At 66.1% G+C, this 14761-nt stretch carries 15 protein-coding genes and 1 pseudogene; 3 read left to right on the top strand and 13 right to left on the bottom strand.

Translation table 11 applies throughout. The annotated features are described in order from the left end of the window. Positions 1 to 4: 4 nt before the first annotated feature. From GO606_RS03465 to paaG, 12 genes are all read right to left on the bottom strand, one after another. Positions 5 to 1042, bottom strand: coding sequence for a branched-chain amino acid ABC transporter permease (locus GO606_RS03465; RefSeq protein WP_169118428.1), 1038 nt, complete (start codon positions 1040 to 1042; stop codon positions 5 to 7). A gap of 128 nt (positions 1043 to 1170) precedes the next feature. After that, on the bottom strand, positions 1171 to 2319 hold the full coding sequence (locus GO606_RS03470) for an ABC transporter substrate-binding protein (protein WP_169118427.1): 1149 nt from the start codon (positions 2317 to 2319) through the stop codon (positions 1171 to 1173). Positions 2320 to 2591: 272 nt separating this feature from the next. Next, positions 2592 to 3209 (bottom strand): TetR/AcrR family transcriptional regulator, encoded by a 618-nt coding sequence (locus tag GO606_RS03475; RefSeq protein WP_169118426.1) that lies wholly within the window; start codon positions 3207 to 3209, stop codon positions 2592 to 2594. Between the two features lie 46 nt (positions 3210 to 3255). Next, entirely contained in the window at positions 3256 to 4335 is a 1080-nt protein-coding gene (paaE, locus tag GO606_RS03480) for a 1,2-phenylacetyl-CoA epoxidase subunit PaaE (protein WP_169118425.1), read from the bottom strand. A gap of 30 nt (positions 4336 to 4365) precedes the next feature. Next, a complete protein-coding gene (paaD, locus tag GO606_RS03485; protein WP_169118424.1) occupies positions 4366 to 4854 on the bottom strand; it encodes a 1,2-phenylacetyl-CoA epoxidase subunit PaaD in 489 nt (162 codons plus the stop codon). 17 nt (positions 4855 to 4871) lie between these two features. Beyond that, positions 4872 to 5639 carry a 1,2-phenylacetyl-CoA epoxidase subunit PaaC gene (gene paaC, locus GO606_RS03490; protein ID WP_169118423.1) on the bottom strand — a complete coding sequence of 256 codons (768 nt, stop codon included), beginning with the start codon at positions 5637 to 5639 and terminating at the stop codon, positions 4872 to 4874. Between the two features lie 13 nt (positions 5640 to 5652). Next, positions 5653 to 5940, bottom strand: a complete 288-nt coding sequence (gene paaB, locus GO606_RS03495) for a 1,2-phenylacetyl-CoA epoxidase subunit PaaB (RefSeq protein ID WP_011237819.1) — start codon at positions 5938 to 5940, stop codon at positions 5653 to 5655. A 59-nt stretch (positions 5941 to 5999) separates the two neighbouring features. Next, a complete protein-coding gene (gene paaA / locus GO606_RS03500) occupies positions 6000 to 7004 on the bottom strand; it encodes a 1,2-phenylacetyl-CoA epoxidase subunit PaaA (RefSeq protein ID WP_169118422.1) in 1005 nt (334 codons plus the stop codon). 81 nt (positions 7005 to 7085) lie between these two features. Continuing rightward, positions 7086 to 8408 carry a phenylacetate--CoA ligase PaaK gene (gene paaK / locus GO606_RS03505; RefSeq protein ID WP_169118421.1) on the bottom strand — a complete coding sequence of 441 codons (1323 nt, stop codon included), beginning with the start codon at positions 8406 to 8408 and terminating at the stop codon, positions 7086 to 7088. Between the two features lie 101 nt (positions 8409 to 8509). Further along, on the bottom strand, positions 8510 to 8974 hold the full coding sequence (gene paaI, locus GO606_RS03510) for a hydroxyphenylacetyl-CoA thioesterase PaaI (protein ID WP_169118420.1): 465 nt from the start codon (positions 8972 to 8974) through the stop codon (positions 8510 to 8512). Beyond that, on the bottom strand, positions 8967 to 10496 hold the full coding sequence (gene paaH / locus GO606_RS03515) for a 3-hydroxyacyl-CoA dehydrogenase PaaH (protein ID WP_169118419.1): 1530 nt from the start codon (positions 10494 to 10496) through the stop codon (positions 8967 to 8969). The genes paaI and paaH overlap by 8 nt, the downstream gene beginning before the upstream one ends. 39 nt (positions 10497 to 10535) lie before the next feature. Further along, entirely contained in the window at positions 10536 to 11354 is an 819-nt protein-coding gene (gene paaG / locus GO606_RS03520) for a 2-(1,2-epoxy-1,2-dihydrophenyl)acetyl-CoA isomerase PaaG (protein ID WP_211166616.1), read from the bottom strand. 254 nt (positions 11355 to 11608) lie between these two features. Here paaG and paaN point away from each other — a divergent pair, with 254 nt between their 5' ends. The 3 genes from paaN (at position 11609) to GO606_RS03535 (ending at position 14360) form a co-directional block, all read left to right on the top strand. Beyond that, a complete protein-coding gene (gene paaN / locus GO606_RS03525; RefSeq protein WP_169118418.1) occupies positions 11609 to 13273 on the top strand; it encodes a phenylacetic acid degradation protein PaaN in 1665 nt (554 codons plus the stop codon). Positions 13274 to 13409: 136 nt separating this feature from the next. Then, a complete protein-coding gene (gene paaY, locus GO606_RS03530) occupies positions 13410 to 14018 on the top strand; it encodes a phenylacetic acid degradation protein PaaY (RefSeq protein WP_169118417.1) in 609 nt (202 codons plus the stop codon). Positions 14019 to 14024: 6 nt separating this feature from the next. Further along, the gene (locus GO606_RS03535) at positions 14025 to 14360 is read left to right on the top strand and encodes a cupin domain-containing protein (RefSeq protein WP_169118416.1); all 336 of its coding nucleotides are present in this window, start codon (positions 14025 to 14027) and stop codon (positions 14358 to 14360) included. A 117-nt stretch (positions 14361 to 14477) separates the two neighbouring features. Here the strand turns inward: GO606_RS03535 and actP are convergent. Then, a pseudogene (gene actP / locus GO606_RS03540) lies at positions 14478 to 14729 on the bottom strand (cation acetate symporter); the annotation flags it as partial. Between the last annotated feature and the right edge of the window lie 32 nt (positions 14730 to 14761).

Here is a 14761-nt window from a genome sequence, read left to right on the forward strand (position 1 = left end):
GGTTTCATTCCTCCTCCTCCACGTGGCGGCCTCTGAGCGACCGCCACAACAGAACCGGGATGATCAACGTGAACACGATCACTTCCTTGTGGGCGCTTGCCCAGAACGAGCTGAACGCTTCGAGCAGGCCGACCAGCAGCGCGCCGGCGGCGGCCATCGGATAACTCGCGAGCCCGCCGACGATTGCGGCGACGAAGCCTTTCAGGCCGATCAGGAAGCCGGTGTCGTAATAGATCGTCGTGATCGGCGCGATCAGCACGCCCGACAGCGCCCCGATCAGCGCGGCGAGGAAGAACGTGAGCCGCCCCGCGAGCGCCGGCGAAATGCCCATCAGCCGCGCCCCGACCCGGTTGATCGCGGTCGCCCGCAACGCCTTGCCGTAGAGCGTGCGCTCGAAGAACTGGTAGAGCGCGACGATCAGCACGAGCGACGAGACCACGACCCAGATCGTCTGGCCGGAAACCATGACCGGGCCCATTTCGAAACGCGCTTCCGAGAACGGCGGCGTGCGCGAGCCTTCGGCGCCGAAGAACAGGAGCCCCAAGCCCACCATTGCGACGTGCACCGCGACCGACACGATCAGCAGGACCAGCACCGGCGCGGCGGCGATCGGCTGGTAGATGAGCCGGTACATCAGCGGTCCCATCGGCACGACGACGGCGAGCGCGAAGAGGATCTGCGCGGCCATCGGGAAGTCCTTGACGGGCAGCGTGTACAGCAGCGCAACGAGGGCCAGCGGATAAGCGACATACCAACCGAGAAGGCGCACGAGCCGTCCGGGCTGGCCGGCGCGCAGCGCCAGGCGCACGTCGAGCGCCGCCGCCAGCAGCCCGGCACCGAGCAGCAGCCATACCGTCGCGGGAATCGCTCCGGCCTGGATCATGACCAGCGTGAGCGCGCCGTACGACACGAACTCACCCTGCGGAATGAAAATCACCCGGGTGACCGCGAACACCAACACGAGCGCGAGCGCGAGCAGCGCATAGATCGCCCCGTTGGTGATGCCGTCCTGCCCGAGCAGCATAGCTATCTGGAAATCCATGGACAAACCTCGTTACCGGACCAGAACCTGCCAAGGCGGGCCCGGTCTGTCTCCGATGCATCGAAAGCGGGTCCGGCGGCGCCGGACGACGCCGCCGAACTGGTCTCTTTCAGCGTGTTTCCGGCTGATTACTTGACGAGCTTCCAGGCCCCGTTCTGGATCTGCACCATCACGCGCGAACGCTGGTCGAGACCAAGGTGATCGGTCGGGCTCATCGTGAAGATGCCATGCGCCCCCGGCACTTCCTTCACGTTCTCGAGCGCGTCACGCAGCGCGGTGCGGAACTCCTTGGTGCCCGGCTTCGCCTTCTTCAGCGCTTCCGGCGCCGCCGCGGCGAGCAGCACGCCGGTATCCCAGGCGTGCGCACCGAACGTCGACACGCTGCCCTTGCCGTGTGCCGCCTCGTATTTCGTGATGTACTCGATCGCGCTCTTCTTCACCGGGTTGCTGTCGGCGAGCTGGCTCGCGACGAGCACCGGCCCGGCCGGCAGCAACGTGCCTTCGCAATCCTTGCCACAGACGCGCAGGAAGTCGTTGTTCGCGACGCCGTGGGTCTGGTAGATCTTGCCGGTGTAGCCGCGCTCCTTCAGCGCCTTCTGCGGCAACGCCGCGGGCGTGCCCGAACCGGCGATCAGGATCGCGTCAGGGCGCGCCGCGATCAGCTTCAGCACCTGCCCGGTCACCGAAGTGTCGTTGCGGTTGAAGCGCTCGTTGGCCACCAGCTTGAGCTTGCGGGCATCCGCGACGCTCGAGAACTGCTCGTACCAGCCTTCGCCGTAGGCGTCGGCGAAGCCGATGAAAGCGACGGTTTTCACGCCGCTGTTCGTCATGTGTTCGATGATCGCGGTGGACATCTGCGCGTCGTTCTGCGGCGTCTTGAACACCCAGCGCTTCTTGTCATCGACCGGTTCGACGATGCGCGCCGAAGCAGCCATCGAGATCATCGGCGTGCCGGATTCGGCAACGACGTCGATCATCGCCAGCGAGTTCGGCGAGACCGTCGAGCCGAGCACGATATCGACCTTGTCTTCGGAGATCAGCTTGCGCGTGTTCTTGACCGCCGCGGTGGTGTCCGAAGCGTCATCGAGCACGATGTAATTGACCTTCTCGCCGCCGATCGTCGTCGGCATCAGCGCGAAGGTGTTCTTTTCCGGGATGCCGAGCGAGGCGGCCGGGCCGGTGGCAGAAACGGTAACGCCGACGTTGATGTCGGCGTGAGCAGCACCTGCCGCGAAAGCCATGCCGAGAACCGCGATTACTGAAGTGCGTAGCTTCATGTGTGTCTCCTCCTCTTCGGTTTATAAGCGACCGACCCCGGACTGGGTCCCGGCCACGTGCAACACTTTTTGTTGCTCAAGCTGATTATTGTGTATCAAATCGCTGGTTGACGAGCAAAAATTCCTCATCTTGGCCGAATTGATGTGGCGGCTGGCGCCCCGTCCGGAAAACCGCCGTCGCATATCGTACATGCACCTTGGGCTGCGCTGCTCCCGGATGGCGCGAGAAGCAGTCGGGAAGGTGGCAGCGGCGGGCCCGCGAGGCTCGCCGCTCATGCCGTGACCCTGCCGCTCTGTTCGACGAAGCCTTTGACGCCATTGAGGAAAATCCCGGTGACGACCGGAGCCATGTCGCGGAAGGTGAGCCGCCCGTCGGTCCGCATCCAGGTGAAAGTCCAGTTGATCATGCCGAACAGGATCATCGCCACCGGGCGTTCGAGCTTGCGCCCCTTCAGGCCCGGCTCGATCCGCACGATCGCGTCGGCGAACGCCGAAACCACCCTGCGCTGCTTCTCGGCGATTTTCGCCGCCTGCTCCTGCTGCAGGAATTTCACGTCCTGGACGATCACGATGTGCTGGTCGTGCGCGTGTTCGTATTCCTCCATGAACCGTGTGACGAGCTCGGAGAAATGCGCGTCGTCGTCGAGGCCGCGTGCCGCAACGCCGTCGATGATCGCCAGCAGGCGGTCGATGTAGCTGTCCGCGATGTCGAAGAGGATGTGTTCCTTGTCGCGGTAGTAGTGGTACAGCAGGGGCTTCGAGACGCCGCAGGTTTCCGCGAGTGCCGACATCGATGCGTTGTGGAAGCCTTTCTGCGCAAACAGCGCGGCAGCCGCGCCGAGGATCGTCGCGCGCTGCAGTTCGAATGTGGGTGCCTTGCCTCGAGCCATGCGCTGTTTTTTCCGTTTCGTCCGTTTCCGGGCCGCCGCCGGGCGCTCAGCGCTCGTCGAACGTGATCACGACCCGCTCGGTCAGCGGATGCGCCTGGCAGGTGAGGATGTAGCCGGCATCGATATCGGGCTGCTCGAGGGTGAAGTTCTTGTCCATGCGCACCTTGCCTTCGATGACTTTCGCCCGGCAGGTGCAGCACACGCCGCCCTTGCACGAATACGGCAGGTCCATGCCGGCGCGCAGCGCGACGTCCAGGATCGACGGATCTTCGGCGCGGAACTCCATCTCGCGCCTGAGACCGTCGGCGATCACGGTGACTTTCGCCTGCGCCGCGTCGCCCGGCTCGACATGATGTTCGGGCGCGGAAGCCGGCACGCCGAAGCGCTCGAGATGAACGTGCTCGTGCGCGACGCCGGCCTTGTGCAGCGCCGCCTCCACTTCGTCGATCATGCCGCCGGGGCCGCAGATGAACGCTTCGTCGATGGTATCGACCGGGATCAGCGTGTCGAGGAACGCGGCGACGCGCGCGGCATCGAGCCGGCCGTTGAACAGCGGCACTTCCTGCTCCTCGCGCGAGAACAGGTTGTACAGCGTGAAGCGCGACAGATAGCGGTTCTTCAGGTCCTCGAGCGCCTCGGCGAACATCACGCTGCCCTGGCGGCGGTTGCCATACACCAGTGTGAAGCGGCTCTTCGGCTCGGCGCGCAGCGTCGTCTTGATCAGCGACAGGATCGGCGTGATGCCGCTGCCGGCGGCGAACGCGACGTAGTGCTTGGCATGCGACGGGTCGAGCGGCGTGTGGAACCGGCCTTCGGGCGTCATCACGTCGAGCACGTCGCCGACCTTGATGCCGTTGTCGTTAACCCAAGTCGAGAACGCGCCGCCGGCGATCTTCTTGATCGCGACGCGCAGTTCGTCGTCATCGACGCCGGCGCAGATGGAATACGAACGGCGCATCTCTTCGTCGCCGACCCGCACCTTCAGGTTCAGGTGCTGGCCCTGCACGAAGCGGTAGTCGTCGGCGAGCTCGGCCGGCACCTCGAAACGCAGGCTTACCGATTCGGCCGTCTCGCGCCGCACTTCGGTGACTTTCAGGGGATGGAATTTCGGCGTTCTGGGGGTCATCAGTGGTCTCCATGGCCGCTCTCGGGCGACTTAGATCGGTTTGAAATATTCGAACGGTTCGAGGCACGAGCGGCAGCGATACAGCGCCTTGCACGCGGTCGAGCCGAATTCGGACAGGCGCACCGAATCGGTCGAGCCGCAGCGCGGACACGCGAGCTTCTTCGGCACGAAGCGGATCGGCTGCGGGCCGACCGGCGCGTCGCCGCCCGGCGGGGCGATGCCGTAGGCGCGCAGTTTTTCCTTCGCCGGCTCGGTGATCCAGTCGGTCGTCCAGGCCGGCGCGAGACGCGTCTCGACCGTCACGTCTCCGCCGCCGGCAGCGACCAGCGCGTCGCGGATGCTCTGCGCGATGACTTCGGTCGCCGGGCAGCCGGAGTAGGTCGGCGTGACGACGACGCGCAGGCCGGTGGCCGTCGCGACGACTTCGCGCACGATGCCCAGCTCGGTCACCGAGATCACCGGGATCTCGGGGTCCGGCACGGCCTCGAGCACCTGCCAGGCGCGGGCTTCGGTCAGCATGGCGGTCGTCGCCCCGCTCACCACTGCGCGCCGGGGTAGGTGCGCTGCATGATCTGCATCTCGGCGAGCAGATGCCCCATGTGCTCGCTGTGGCGGCCGAACTTGCCGTACGAACGGAACGGCGTGCGCGCCGGCACCGTCAGCGTCGCCTCGGCCAGCACCGGCATGACGAGCGCTTCCCACGCCGTTTCCAGTTCGCTCCAGACCGGGCCGACACCGGCCGCCGCGACCGCGTCGTCCACCGGCGTCGTGGCGAAGAACTCGGCCGTGTAGGGCCACAGGTAGTCGAGCGCGCCTTGCGCCCGGGCGTGCGAATCAGCCGTGCCGTCGCCGAGGCGGATCACCCAGTCGCCGGAGTGCTGCGCGTGGTAGCGCGCTTCCTTGATGCTTTTCGCGGCGATCGCGGCCAGCTCGGCATCGCTCGACGTCATCAGGCGTTCCCACAGCAGCTTCTGGAAGCTGCTGTAGAGGAAGTTGCGCACCATCGTGCGGCCGAAGTCCTGGTTCGGCAGCTCGCACAGCGTCAGGTTGCGATAGTTCGGCTCGGTGCGCAGGAACGCGAGTTGGTCCTCGTCGCGGCCGCGCCCTTCGAGCCGGCCGGCGTGGGTGAGCAGCATGCGCGCCTGGCCGATCAGGTCGAGCGACATGTTCGCGAGCGCCATGTCCTCCTCGAGCACCGGCGCGTGGCCGCACCACTCGGACAGGCGCTGGCCGAGGATCAGCGCGTTGTCGCCGAGGCGCAGCACGTATTCGATATGTTCGGGGCTTGTCATCTGTTGGGTCATCGTCATCGCCCTCTTACATGTGGTTCACTTCGTCCGGCAGCTGGTAGAACGTCGGGTGCCGGTAGATCTTGTCCTCGGCCGGATCGAACAGCTCCGGCTTCGCGTCGGGGTCGGAAGCGACGATGTGGTCGGCCTGCACGACCCACAGGCTCACGCCTTCCTGGCGGCGGGTGTAGACGTCGCGCGCGACCTGCAGCGCGAGCTTCGCATCCGGCGCATGCACGCTGCCGCAGTGTTTGTGGTCGAGTCCGTTACGGCTGCGGACGAAAACTTCCCACAGCGGCCATTCCTTGCGTTCCATGTCTATCTCCTCTGTTGAGAGCGGCTCAGCCCGCCCTTCGGTCAATTTGTTATCGGGATTCAGGCCGCACGGCTGTCGCGTGCGTCGTGCTTGCGCGCATATTCGAGCGCGGCCTCGCGTACCCACGCGCCGTCGTCCCAGGCCTTGACGCGTGCCGCGAGCCGGTCGACGTTGCCCTGGCCGTGGCCGTCGACGACATTCCAGAACTCGTCCCAGTCGATCGCGCCGAAGTCGTAATGGCCGCGCGCCTCGTTCCACTTGAGCTCGGGGTCCGGCATCGTCACGCCGAGCACCTTGGCCTGCTCGACCGTCGCGTCGACGAACTTCTGCCGCAGGTCGTCGTTCGAGATGCGCTTGATGCCCCAGCGCGAGCTTTGCGCGGAGTGCGTCGAATCCTTGTCGTGCGGGCCGAACATCATGATCGACGGCCACCACCAGCGGTTCACCGCGTCCTGCACCATGTCGCGCTGCTCCTCGGTGCCTTTCATCATCGTCAGCAGCAGGTCGTAGCCCTGGCGCTGGTGGAAGGATTCTTCCTTGCAGATGCGCACCATCGCCCGGGCATACGGACCGTAGCTGCACTTGCACAGCGGGATCTGGTTCATGATCGCGGCGCCGTCGACGAGCCAGCCGACGACGCCGATGTCGGCCCAGGTCAGCGTCGGGTAGTTGAAGATCGAGCTGTACTTCGCACGGCCCGAGTGCAGCGCGTCGAGCAGCTCGTCGCGCGACACGCCGAGCGTCTCGGCCGCCGCGTACAGGTACAGCCCGTGGCCGCCTTCGTCCTGCACTTTCGCGAGCAGGATCGCCTTGCGCTTCAAGGTCGGCGCGCGCGTGATCCAGTTGCCTTCGGGCAGCATGCCGACGATCTCGGAGTGCGCATGCTGGCTGATCTGGCGCACCAGCGTCTTGCGATAGGACTCGGGCATCCAGTCCTTCGCCTCGATATAGCCGCCGGCGTCGATCTTCGCGTCGAACTCGGCTTGGTAGGCAGGGTTCTCGATCGTCCGCGGCCCCTTCGCCTCAGTGTTCTGCTGGGGAATATCCAGAGCTTGTGTGTACATCGAATGTGCTCCTTCTTCATGTCCGGCCGCGCACGATCGCGCTGCCGGAAAATTCAAATTCTCTGATGGGTGCTGCTGCGTTCATTCCTTCGGGCGGCGGTCGATGACGCGCCTGGCCTTGCCGATCGTCACGCGCTCGATCGAGAACGGCTCGCCGACATGCACCTTCGCCGAAACGCCGATGAAAGTCTTGATGTGGTGCGCAAGCTCCTTCGCCAGCGCTTCCTTCTGCTCCGGATGACGGCCGACATCGGCCTCCGGGTTGATCTCGACTTTCACCGTCAGCGTGTCCATGTGGCCCTGCTTATCGACTTCGAGCACGTACTGCGGCGCGAGCTTGGGCATCTTGCAGATCAGCTCCTCGACCTGCGTCGGGAAGAGGTTCACGCCGCGGATGATCAGCATGTCGTCGGAACGTCCGGTGATCTTCGCCATGCGCCGCATGCTGCGCGAGGTCGGCGGCAACAGCCGCGTCAGGTCGCGCGTGCGGTAGCGGATCACCGGCATCGCCTCCTTCGTCAGCGTCGTGAACACCAGCTCGCCCTCGGCGCCGTCTGGCAGCACTTCACCGGTATTCGGATCGATGATCTCGGGGTAGAAGTGGTCTTCCCATACGACCGGGCCGTCCTTGCTCTCGATGCACTCGCTCGCGACGCCCGGCCCCATCACTTCCGACAGGCCGTAGATGTCCACCGCGTCGAGCCCGGAATGCGCCTCCATCGCCTCGCGCATCCCCTGTGTCCAGGGCTCGGCGCCGAAGATGCCGACTTTCAGCGAAGTCGACTTCGGGTCGATGCCCATGCGCTCCATCTCGTCGAGGATCGTCAGCATGTAGGACGGCGTCACCATGATGATGTCGGGCTTGAAGTCCTGGATGACCTGGATCTGCTTCTCGGTCTGCCCGCCGGACATCGGCACCACCACGCAGCCGAGCCGCTCGGCGCCGTAGTGCGCCCCGAGGCCGCCGGTGAAGAGGCCGTAGCCGTAGGACACATGCACCATGTCGCCGGCCCGCCCGCCGGCGGCGCGGATCGAGCGCGCGACGACATTGGCCCAGGTGTCGATGTCCTTCAGCGTGTAGCCGACGACGGTCGGCTTGCCGGTCGTGCCCGACGACGCATGCACCCGCGCAAGCTTTTCGCGCGGCACCGCGAACATCCCGAACGGGTAGTTGTCGCGCAGGTCGGCCTTCGCGGTGAACGGGAACCGGGCGAGGTCTTCGAGCGTTTTCAGGTCGTCGGGATGGACGCCCTGCGCATCGAAGCTCTTGCGGTAATGCGGCACGTTTTCATACGCATGGCGCACGCTCCACTTCAACCGCTCAAGCTGCAACGCGCGCAGTTCGTCGCGGCTGGCGGTCTCGATCGGCTCCAGATCACCGGGCAACGGCGTCTTCACTGGCATGGTTCTCTCCTCCAAAGGTTTTCGGCTGCGTGGATTTCATCATGAAGCACGATTGTGGCCACCACTGGACCTCGCATGCCCCGATCCACATCAAGGGTTGTTCACAAATCCACGACCGCCCGGCCTTTCAGGCGGTATGACTTGCCGCGCATCATCGCGAGCAGCTCGCCTTTCTGGTTGACGACACTGATGTCATAGACCCCGGTGCGGCCGGCGACGAAAAGCTCTTTCGCTTCGGCGATGAGCACGTCGCCCGGGCGGCCCGGCGCCATGAAGTCGAGGCTGATGCCCGACGCGACAGTCATTTCGTTGTGGCTGTTGCACGAATACGCGAACGCCGCATCGGCGAGCAGCGTGATGAAACCGCCGTGGCAGATGCCGAAAGCGTTGAGCATGTCGTTGCGCACCGTCATCGTCAGCTTCGCGTAGCCCGGCCCGACCGCTTCGACGCCGATGCCGAAGCTCTTCAGCGTCGGGTCCTTCTCCGACATGCCGTCGCGCACCCGTTCAGCGAGTGCCTGCGGCGCGAGCCCGTTCGTGAGATCACGGAATCCGGCCTCAGTCATGCACCAGCTCTCCCTTGAAAGCCTTGCGCTGCAGGAACGGCGACACCCGATAACGCTCCTCGCCGTAATGCGCAGCGAGGTTCGAGATCACTTCGGCGATGAACGCCGCGCCGAGCTGATCGGCCCACGCGAGCGGACCGCCTTTCGGGTAGTTGGTGCCGTGGCACATCGCGGTATCGACGTCGGCAGCGCTGGCAACGCCGTACAACACCGCATCGGCGGCCTCGTTGGCGAGCATTGCGACGACGCGCAGCGACAGCAGGCCGGCCACGTCGTCGATGACCGTCACATTGACGCCGGCTTTCTGCAGCGTGCCGATGACGGCGCGGAACGCGCCCAGGCCGCACTGGTCGGCGCGCGCGACGGTGATGCGCCCGGTCGCGGCAAAGTCGAGGCACAGGTCGAGCAGCACCAGGTTCGGGCACTCCTCCTCGACCGCACGGCGGGTCGCAGTGCGCCCGTCGGACAGCGCGACGCACGCCGCGCCGATCTTCATCCAGCCGCGTCCGCCCTTGCCCGCTTCGCGCCGCACTTCGACGCCACCGGCTTCGAGCCGCGCGATCAGCGGCGCCGCGGCGCCAATGTCGCCGACAACCGCGATCTTCGCCTCGGCGTTGCGCAGCGGTTCGCTGCGCGCCGGCGGCCTGACCGCGCCTTCGGCATAGTCGTAGAAGCCGCGCCCGCTCTTGCGGCCGAGCCGGCCGGCAAACACCAGTTCCTGCTGGATCAGGCTCGGGGCGAAGCGGCGATCGTTGAAATACGCCTCGAACACCGATCGCGTCACGGCAAAATTCACGTCGTGCCCGATCAGGTCCATCAGTTCGAACGGTCCCATCGCGAAGCCGCAGCCTTCGCGCAGGATCGCGTCGAGCGTCTGCGGTTCGGCCGCTTTCTCGGCGAGCACGCGCAACGCTTCGGCGTAGTACGGTCGCGCGACGCGGTTGACGATGAAGCCCGGCGTCGACTTCGCATGCACCGGAATCTTGCCCCACGCGCGCGCCGTCGCGTGCAGCGTGTCGGCGACTGCGCGCTCCGTCGCGAGCCCCGAGACGATCTCGACGAGCGCCATGCGCGGCGCCGGGTTGAAGAAATGCAGCCCGGCGAATCGCTCGGGACGAGCGAGTCCGGCGCCCATCGCGGTGATCGACAGCGACGAGGTGTTGCTCGCGAGGATCGCGTCTTCGCCAAGCAGCGCTTCGAGGTCCCTGAACAGCGACTGCTTGACGCCGAGATCCTCGACGATCGCCTCGATCGCGAGGCCGGCATCGCGCGCGTCGGCAAGGGCTGATAACGGCAGCACGCGCGCCAGGATTGCCTGGGCGTCGGCTTCGGGCAGCCGCCCCTTGCCGACGAGGTAGCGCAGGTCCTTGTCGATACCGGCAAGACCTGACCGAACCGCCTCGGGGCGGCCGTCGTACAGATACACCGTGTGGCCGGCGCGCGCGGCAACGTGCGCGATGCCGCTGCCCATGGCGCCGGCGCCAATCACGAGCACTTTCACGTTCTTGTTGAGCGCCTTCATTTGACGTCCTTTACAGCGAATGGCGAGAGTTGCATGGTCCTAATCCCCCTTGAACCGGGGCGCGCGCTTTTCGATGAATGCGGCGACGCCTTCGCGATAGTCGTTCGACTGGCCGCACACCGTCATCATGTTGCGCTCGAGGTCGAGCTGGGTTTCAAAGTCGTTCGTCGAGCTTGCCCAGATCGCCTTCTTGGTCTGCGCGTAGCCGAAGGTCGGACCTTGCGCGAGGCTCGCCGCGACCTGCTGCACGGTCGGCATCAGCGCGTCGTCGTCGACGCATTTCCAGATCAGGCCCCACTGTTCGGCCTGTTCGGCGCCGAGCTTCTCGCCGAGCAGCGCGAGGCCGAGCGCGCGCGCCGGGCCGACGAGGCGCGGCAGGATCCAGCTGCCGCCGGTGTCCGGCACCACGCCGAGCTTGCTGAACGACTGGATGAAGCTCGCCGAACGCGCCGCGAACACGAGGTCGCACGCCAGCGCGATGCTCGCCCCGGCGCCGGCCGCCACGCCATTGACCGCAGCGATAACCGGCAGGTCGAGGTTGCGCAGCGCCATCGCCAAGGGCTTGTAGTTCTTCTCGACCGATGCGCCGAGGTCGACCGGCGCCTCGCCCGGGGCGACCGCGCGGTCGGAGAGATCCTGCCCGGCGCAGAAACCGCGCCCGGCGCCGGTGATCACGAGAACGCGGACGGTGCCGCTGTCGCGACCGGCCTTCACCGCGGCGAGCGCCTCGCGCACTTCCTCATGCATGCGGTTCGTGAAGCTGTTGAGCCGGTCAGGGCGGTTCAGCGTCAGCGTCGCGACTCCGCCGACGACTTCCATGCGGATCGTTTCTCCCTGCATGTCAAACTCGTTGCTCATTCAGGTCTCCTGATTGTTTGCCCGGGTGCGGCGTGGCACCCTGTCGGCGTCCCGGTCGCGTCCTGCCAGCGTCGAATTGGGGGTGCTGGGGGGTGCTGGAGTTGTTTGACCGACCGGTCAATCAATAGTAATCTTGACCCAGATCAAAAGACAACTGTTTTTTGCTTGACAAGTTTTCCGCGCTGCAACATCGGCGCACCCCAGAACGCAGAGCCCTGCGCGGCGGCATCCCATCCCGACGAGAGGAGAGTTCCATGACCCACCCGCTGTTCGAAAAACACCGCGCCACGCTCGACGCAGCCGTCCAGGCAATCCGCACCCGCGGCTTCTGGACGCCGTATCCCGAGATGCCCAGCCCGAAGGTCTATGGCGAGACCGCCAATGAAGACGGCAAGCGCGCGGTCGAAGCCTGCTTCGGCCAGGACTTTCCGCTCGACCAGGCGGGCGAAACCGGCCGGCACGCTCCGGAACGCTCGCCGTACGGCATCGATCTCGGCGTGCGCTATCCGGTGTGCTCCCCATCGGCACTCGTCGAGGCGGCGCAGGCCGCGCAGGATGGCTGGCAGCGGCTCGGGGCGGAAGGGCGCGTCGGCGTCTGCCTCGAGATCCTCGACCGCCTGAACAAGCGCAGCTTCGAGATTGCGCACGCGGTGATGCTGACGACCGGCCAGGGATGGATGATGGCTTTCCAGGCCGGCGGCCCGCACGCCCAGGACCGCGGGCTCGAAGCGGTCGCCTATGCGTGGGACGAGATGAGCCGCATCCCCGCCGAAACGGTATGGGAAAAGCCGCAGGGCAAGAATCCGCCGCTGCGGATGAAAAAGCACTTCGAGGTCGTCGGCCGCGGCGTGGCGCTGGTGATCGGTTGCGGCACGTTCCCGACTTGGAACACCTATCCGGGACTCTTCGCCGCGCTGGCGACCGGCAACCCGGTGATCGTCAAGCCGCACGAGCACGCGATCCTGCCGGCGGCGATCACCGTGCGCATCGCCCGCGAAGTGCTCGCCGAGCAGGGCCTGGACCCGAACCTCGTCAGCCTCGCGGTCGTCACGAAGCGCGAGGACACGCAAGCGCTCGCGACTCACCCGGCGGTCAAATCCATCGACTTCACCGGCGGCAACCTGTTCGGCCAGTGGCTGATCGACAACGCCCGGCAGGCGCAGGTGTATGCCGAGCTCGCCGGCGTCAATAACGTCGTCGTCGAGTCGACCGATGCATACAAGGCGATGCTGCGCAACCTCGCGTTCACGCTGTGCCTGTATTCCGGCCAGATGTGCACGACGACGCAGGCGATCCTGGTGCCGGCCGGCGGCATCGACACCGACCAGGGGCACAAGAGCTTCGACGAGTTCGCCGCCGACCTCGCCGCCGCGATCGACAAGACGCTCGCCGACCCGGCGGTCGCGACCGCGGTGCTCGGAGCGATCCAGTCCGCGGACACGCTGCGCCGCATCGACGAAGCCGGCGAGTACGGCAAAGTGGCGCTCGCGTCGCGCAAACTCGAACACCCCGAGTTCCCGAACGCGGAAGTGCGCACGCCGGTGCTGCTCACTTGCGACGCAAGCAACGAGAAAAGCTACATGACCGAGCGTTTCGGCCCGATCTCGTTCGTCGTCCGCGTCGCCGATGCCGACGCCGCGGTAGCGCTGTCCGAGCGCATCGTGCGCGAGCACGGCGCGCTGACGGTCGGCGTGTACTCGACGAAGCCGCAGGTGCTCGATGCGATGACCGCGGCGACGATGCATGCCGGGGCGGCGCTGTCGATCAACCTGACCGGTGCCGTGTTCGTCAATCAGTCGGCGGCGTTCTCCGACTATCATGGAGTCGGCATGAACCCGGCGGCCAATGCGAGCTACGCCGACAGCGCCTTCGTCGCAAACCGCTTCCGCGTCGTGCAGCGGCGCTATCACGTCGAATGAGGTAACGCCTCTCGCCGTGCAAACGGGGCGCTGCGGCGCCCCGTTTGCATCGCCGGCTGTGCGCCCACCGCACGCCGCGCTCTGGGCGCCACCCTCCGGCGCTCTTGTCCCTTTTCGAATCCGGGAGACTCAAACGATGCCCTGCTACGAAATCGACGGCCTGCGTCCGGTCGTCCACCCGAGCGCCTTCGTCCACCCCGACGCGGTGCTGATCGGTGACGTCATCGTCGGCGCGCGCTGCTACGTCGCGCCGCTCGCGAGCCTGCGGGGCGACTTCGGCCGCATCATTCTCGAAGCGGGGTCGAACCTGCAGGACAACTGCGTGATGCACGGCTTTCCGAACCTCGACACGATCGTCGAGGAGGATGGCCATATCGGCCACGCGGCGGTGCTGCACGGCTGCCGCATCGGCCGCAACGCGCTCGTCGGCATGAACGCGGTGGTGATGGACAACGCGATCGTCGGCGACTCGGCGGTCATCGCCGCCTGCGCCTTCGTCAAGGCCGACATGGTCGTCCCGCCACGCATGCTCGCCGCGGGCGTCCCGGCAAAGGTGGTCCGTGAACTCACCGCGCAGGAAATGGAATGGAAAGTCGACGGCACGCGCTGCTACCACGAACTCACCGTGCGCAGCCTCGCGACGCTGAAACCGTGCGTGCCGCTGGCCGAGCCCGAAGCGAACCGCCCGAAATTCGACCTGCCGCCAGGCATCGTGCCGCTCGTCGATCTGAAGCGGGGCAAGTGACGAGCCATGCCCGACCACGGCAATCTGTTCGACTTGCCGCCGCCCGCACCCGGCGCGGAGATTTTCGCCACGCTGTTCGCCAATGCGCACCTGCGTATCGAGCGCATCGCGTCGAACGCGGCGACGAGCCCTGAAGGCTTCTGGTACGACCAGCCCGACGACGAATGGGTGATGCTGGTCCGCGGCGAGGCAATGCTCGCGTTCGCCGACGGCCGGCAGTTGGTGATGGGTGCCGGCGACTGGGTGACGATTCCGGCACATTGCCGTCACCGCGTTGTCTCGACCGGGCCTGACGCCGTGTGGCTCGCCGTGCATGCGGCGGGCGAACGCGGGAACTCTTGAAGGGGCGCTGCGGCAGGCGAAATGCAAAAGCAAAACGGCGACGACCTTCCGGTCGTCGCCGTTTTGCCGTTCACCGCCGCCGTCACCGTGACGGACGACGGCTTGTGCGGACCAGGCTCAGTGGCCCGAGGCGCCGGCCGCGCCGATACCCGTCTCGGAGCGCACCTTCTGCGCGATGTAACCGGCCCGGTCTTCCTTCGCACGCGCACTGTTGTCGAGGATCGAGAACAGCCAGATGCCGATGAAGCCCGCCGCCATCGAGAACAGCGCCGGCGAGGTGTAGGGGAACAGTGCCGAGCCCTTCGGATTGCCGAGCGTCACTTCCCACACCGACGGCGACACGACGGTCAGCGCGACGGCAGTGATCAGAGTTTGTGAATCTTTCGTTCGCAGGACCGATT

The sequence above is a fragment of the Aromatoleum anaerobium genome (assembly GCF_012910705.2).
GTDB classification, from domain to species: Bacteria; Pseudomonadota; Gammaproteobacteria; order Burkholderiales; family Rhodocyclaceae; genus Aromatoleum; species Aromatoleum anaerobium.

What these genes read in the sequence shown, in the direction of transcription:
- GO606_RS03535 (WP_169118416.1), top strand. Translation starts at nt 14,025, where the DNA reads ATGCCCGACCACGGCAATCTGTTCGACTTGCCGCCGCCCGCACCCGGC.
- paaB (WP_011237819.1), bottom strand. Translation starts at nt 5,940, where the DNA reads ATGGAACGCAAGGAATGGCCGCTGTGGGAAGTTTTCGTCCGCAGCCGT.
- paaI (WP_169118420.1), bottom strand. Translation starts at nt 8,974, where the DNA reads ATGACTGAGGCCGGATTCCGTGATCTCACGAACGGGCTCGCGCCGCAG.
- GO606_RS03475 (WP_169118426.1), bottom strand. Translation starts at nt 3,209, where the DNA reads ATGGCTCGAGGCAAGGCACCCACATTCGAACTGCAGCGCGCGACGATC.
- paaD (WP_169118424.1), bottom strand. Translation starts at nt 4,854, where the DNA reads ATGCTGACCGAAGCCCGCGCCTGGCAGGTGCTCGAGGCCGTGCCGGAC.
- GO606_RS03465 (WP_169118428.1), bottom strand. Translation starts at nt 1,042, where the DNA reads ATGGATTTCCAGATAGCTATGCTGCTCGGGCAGGACGGCATCACCAAC.
- paaY (WP_169118417.1), top strand. Translation starts at nt 13,410, where the DNA reads ATGCCCTGCTACGAAATCGACGGCCTGCGTCCGGTCGTCCACCCGAGC.
- paaC (WP_169118423.1), bottom strand. Translation starts at nt 5,639, where the DNA reads ATGACCCAACAGATGACAAGCCCCGAACATATCGAATACGTGCTGCGC.
- paaH (WP_169118419.1), bottom strand. Translation starts at nt 10,496, where the DNA reads ATGAAGGCGCTCAACAAGAACGTGAAAGTGCTCGTGATTGGCGCCGGC.
- paaK (WP_169118421.1), bottom strand. Translation starts at nt 8,408, where the DNA reads ATGCCAGTGAAGACGCCGTTGCCCGGTGATCTGGAGCCGATCGAGACC.
- paaN (WP_169118418.1), top strand. Translation starts at nt 11,609, where the DNA reads ATGACCCACCCGCTGTTCGAAAAACACCGCGCCACGCTCGACGCAGCC.
- paaE (WP_169118425.1), bottom strand. Translation starts at nt 4,335, where the DNA reads ATGACCCCCAGAACGCCGAAATTCCATCCCCTGAAAGTCACCGAAGTG.
- paaG (WP_211166616.1), bottom strand. Translation starts at nt 11,354, where the DNA reads ATGAGCAACGAGTTTGACATGCAGGGAGAAACGATCCGCATGGAAGTC.
- GO606_RS03470 (WP_169118427.1), bottom strand. Translation starts at nt 2,319, where the DNA reads ATGAAGCTACGCACTTCAGTAATCGCGGTTCTCGGCATGGCTTTCGCG.
- paaA (WP_169118422.1), bottom strand. Translation starts at nt 7,004, where the DNA reads ATGTACACACAAGCTCTGGATATTCCCCAGCAGAACACTGAGGCGAAG.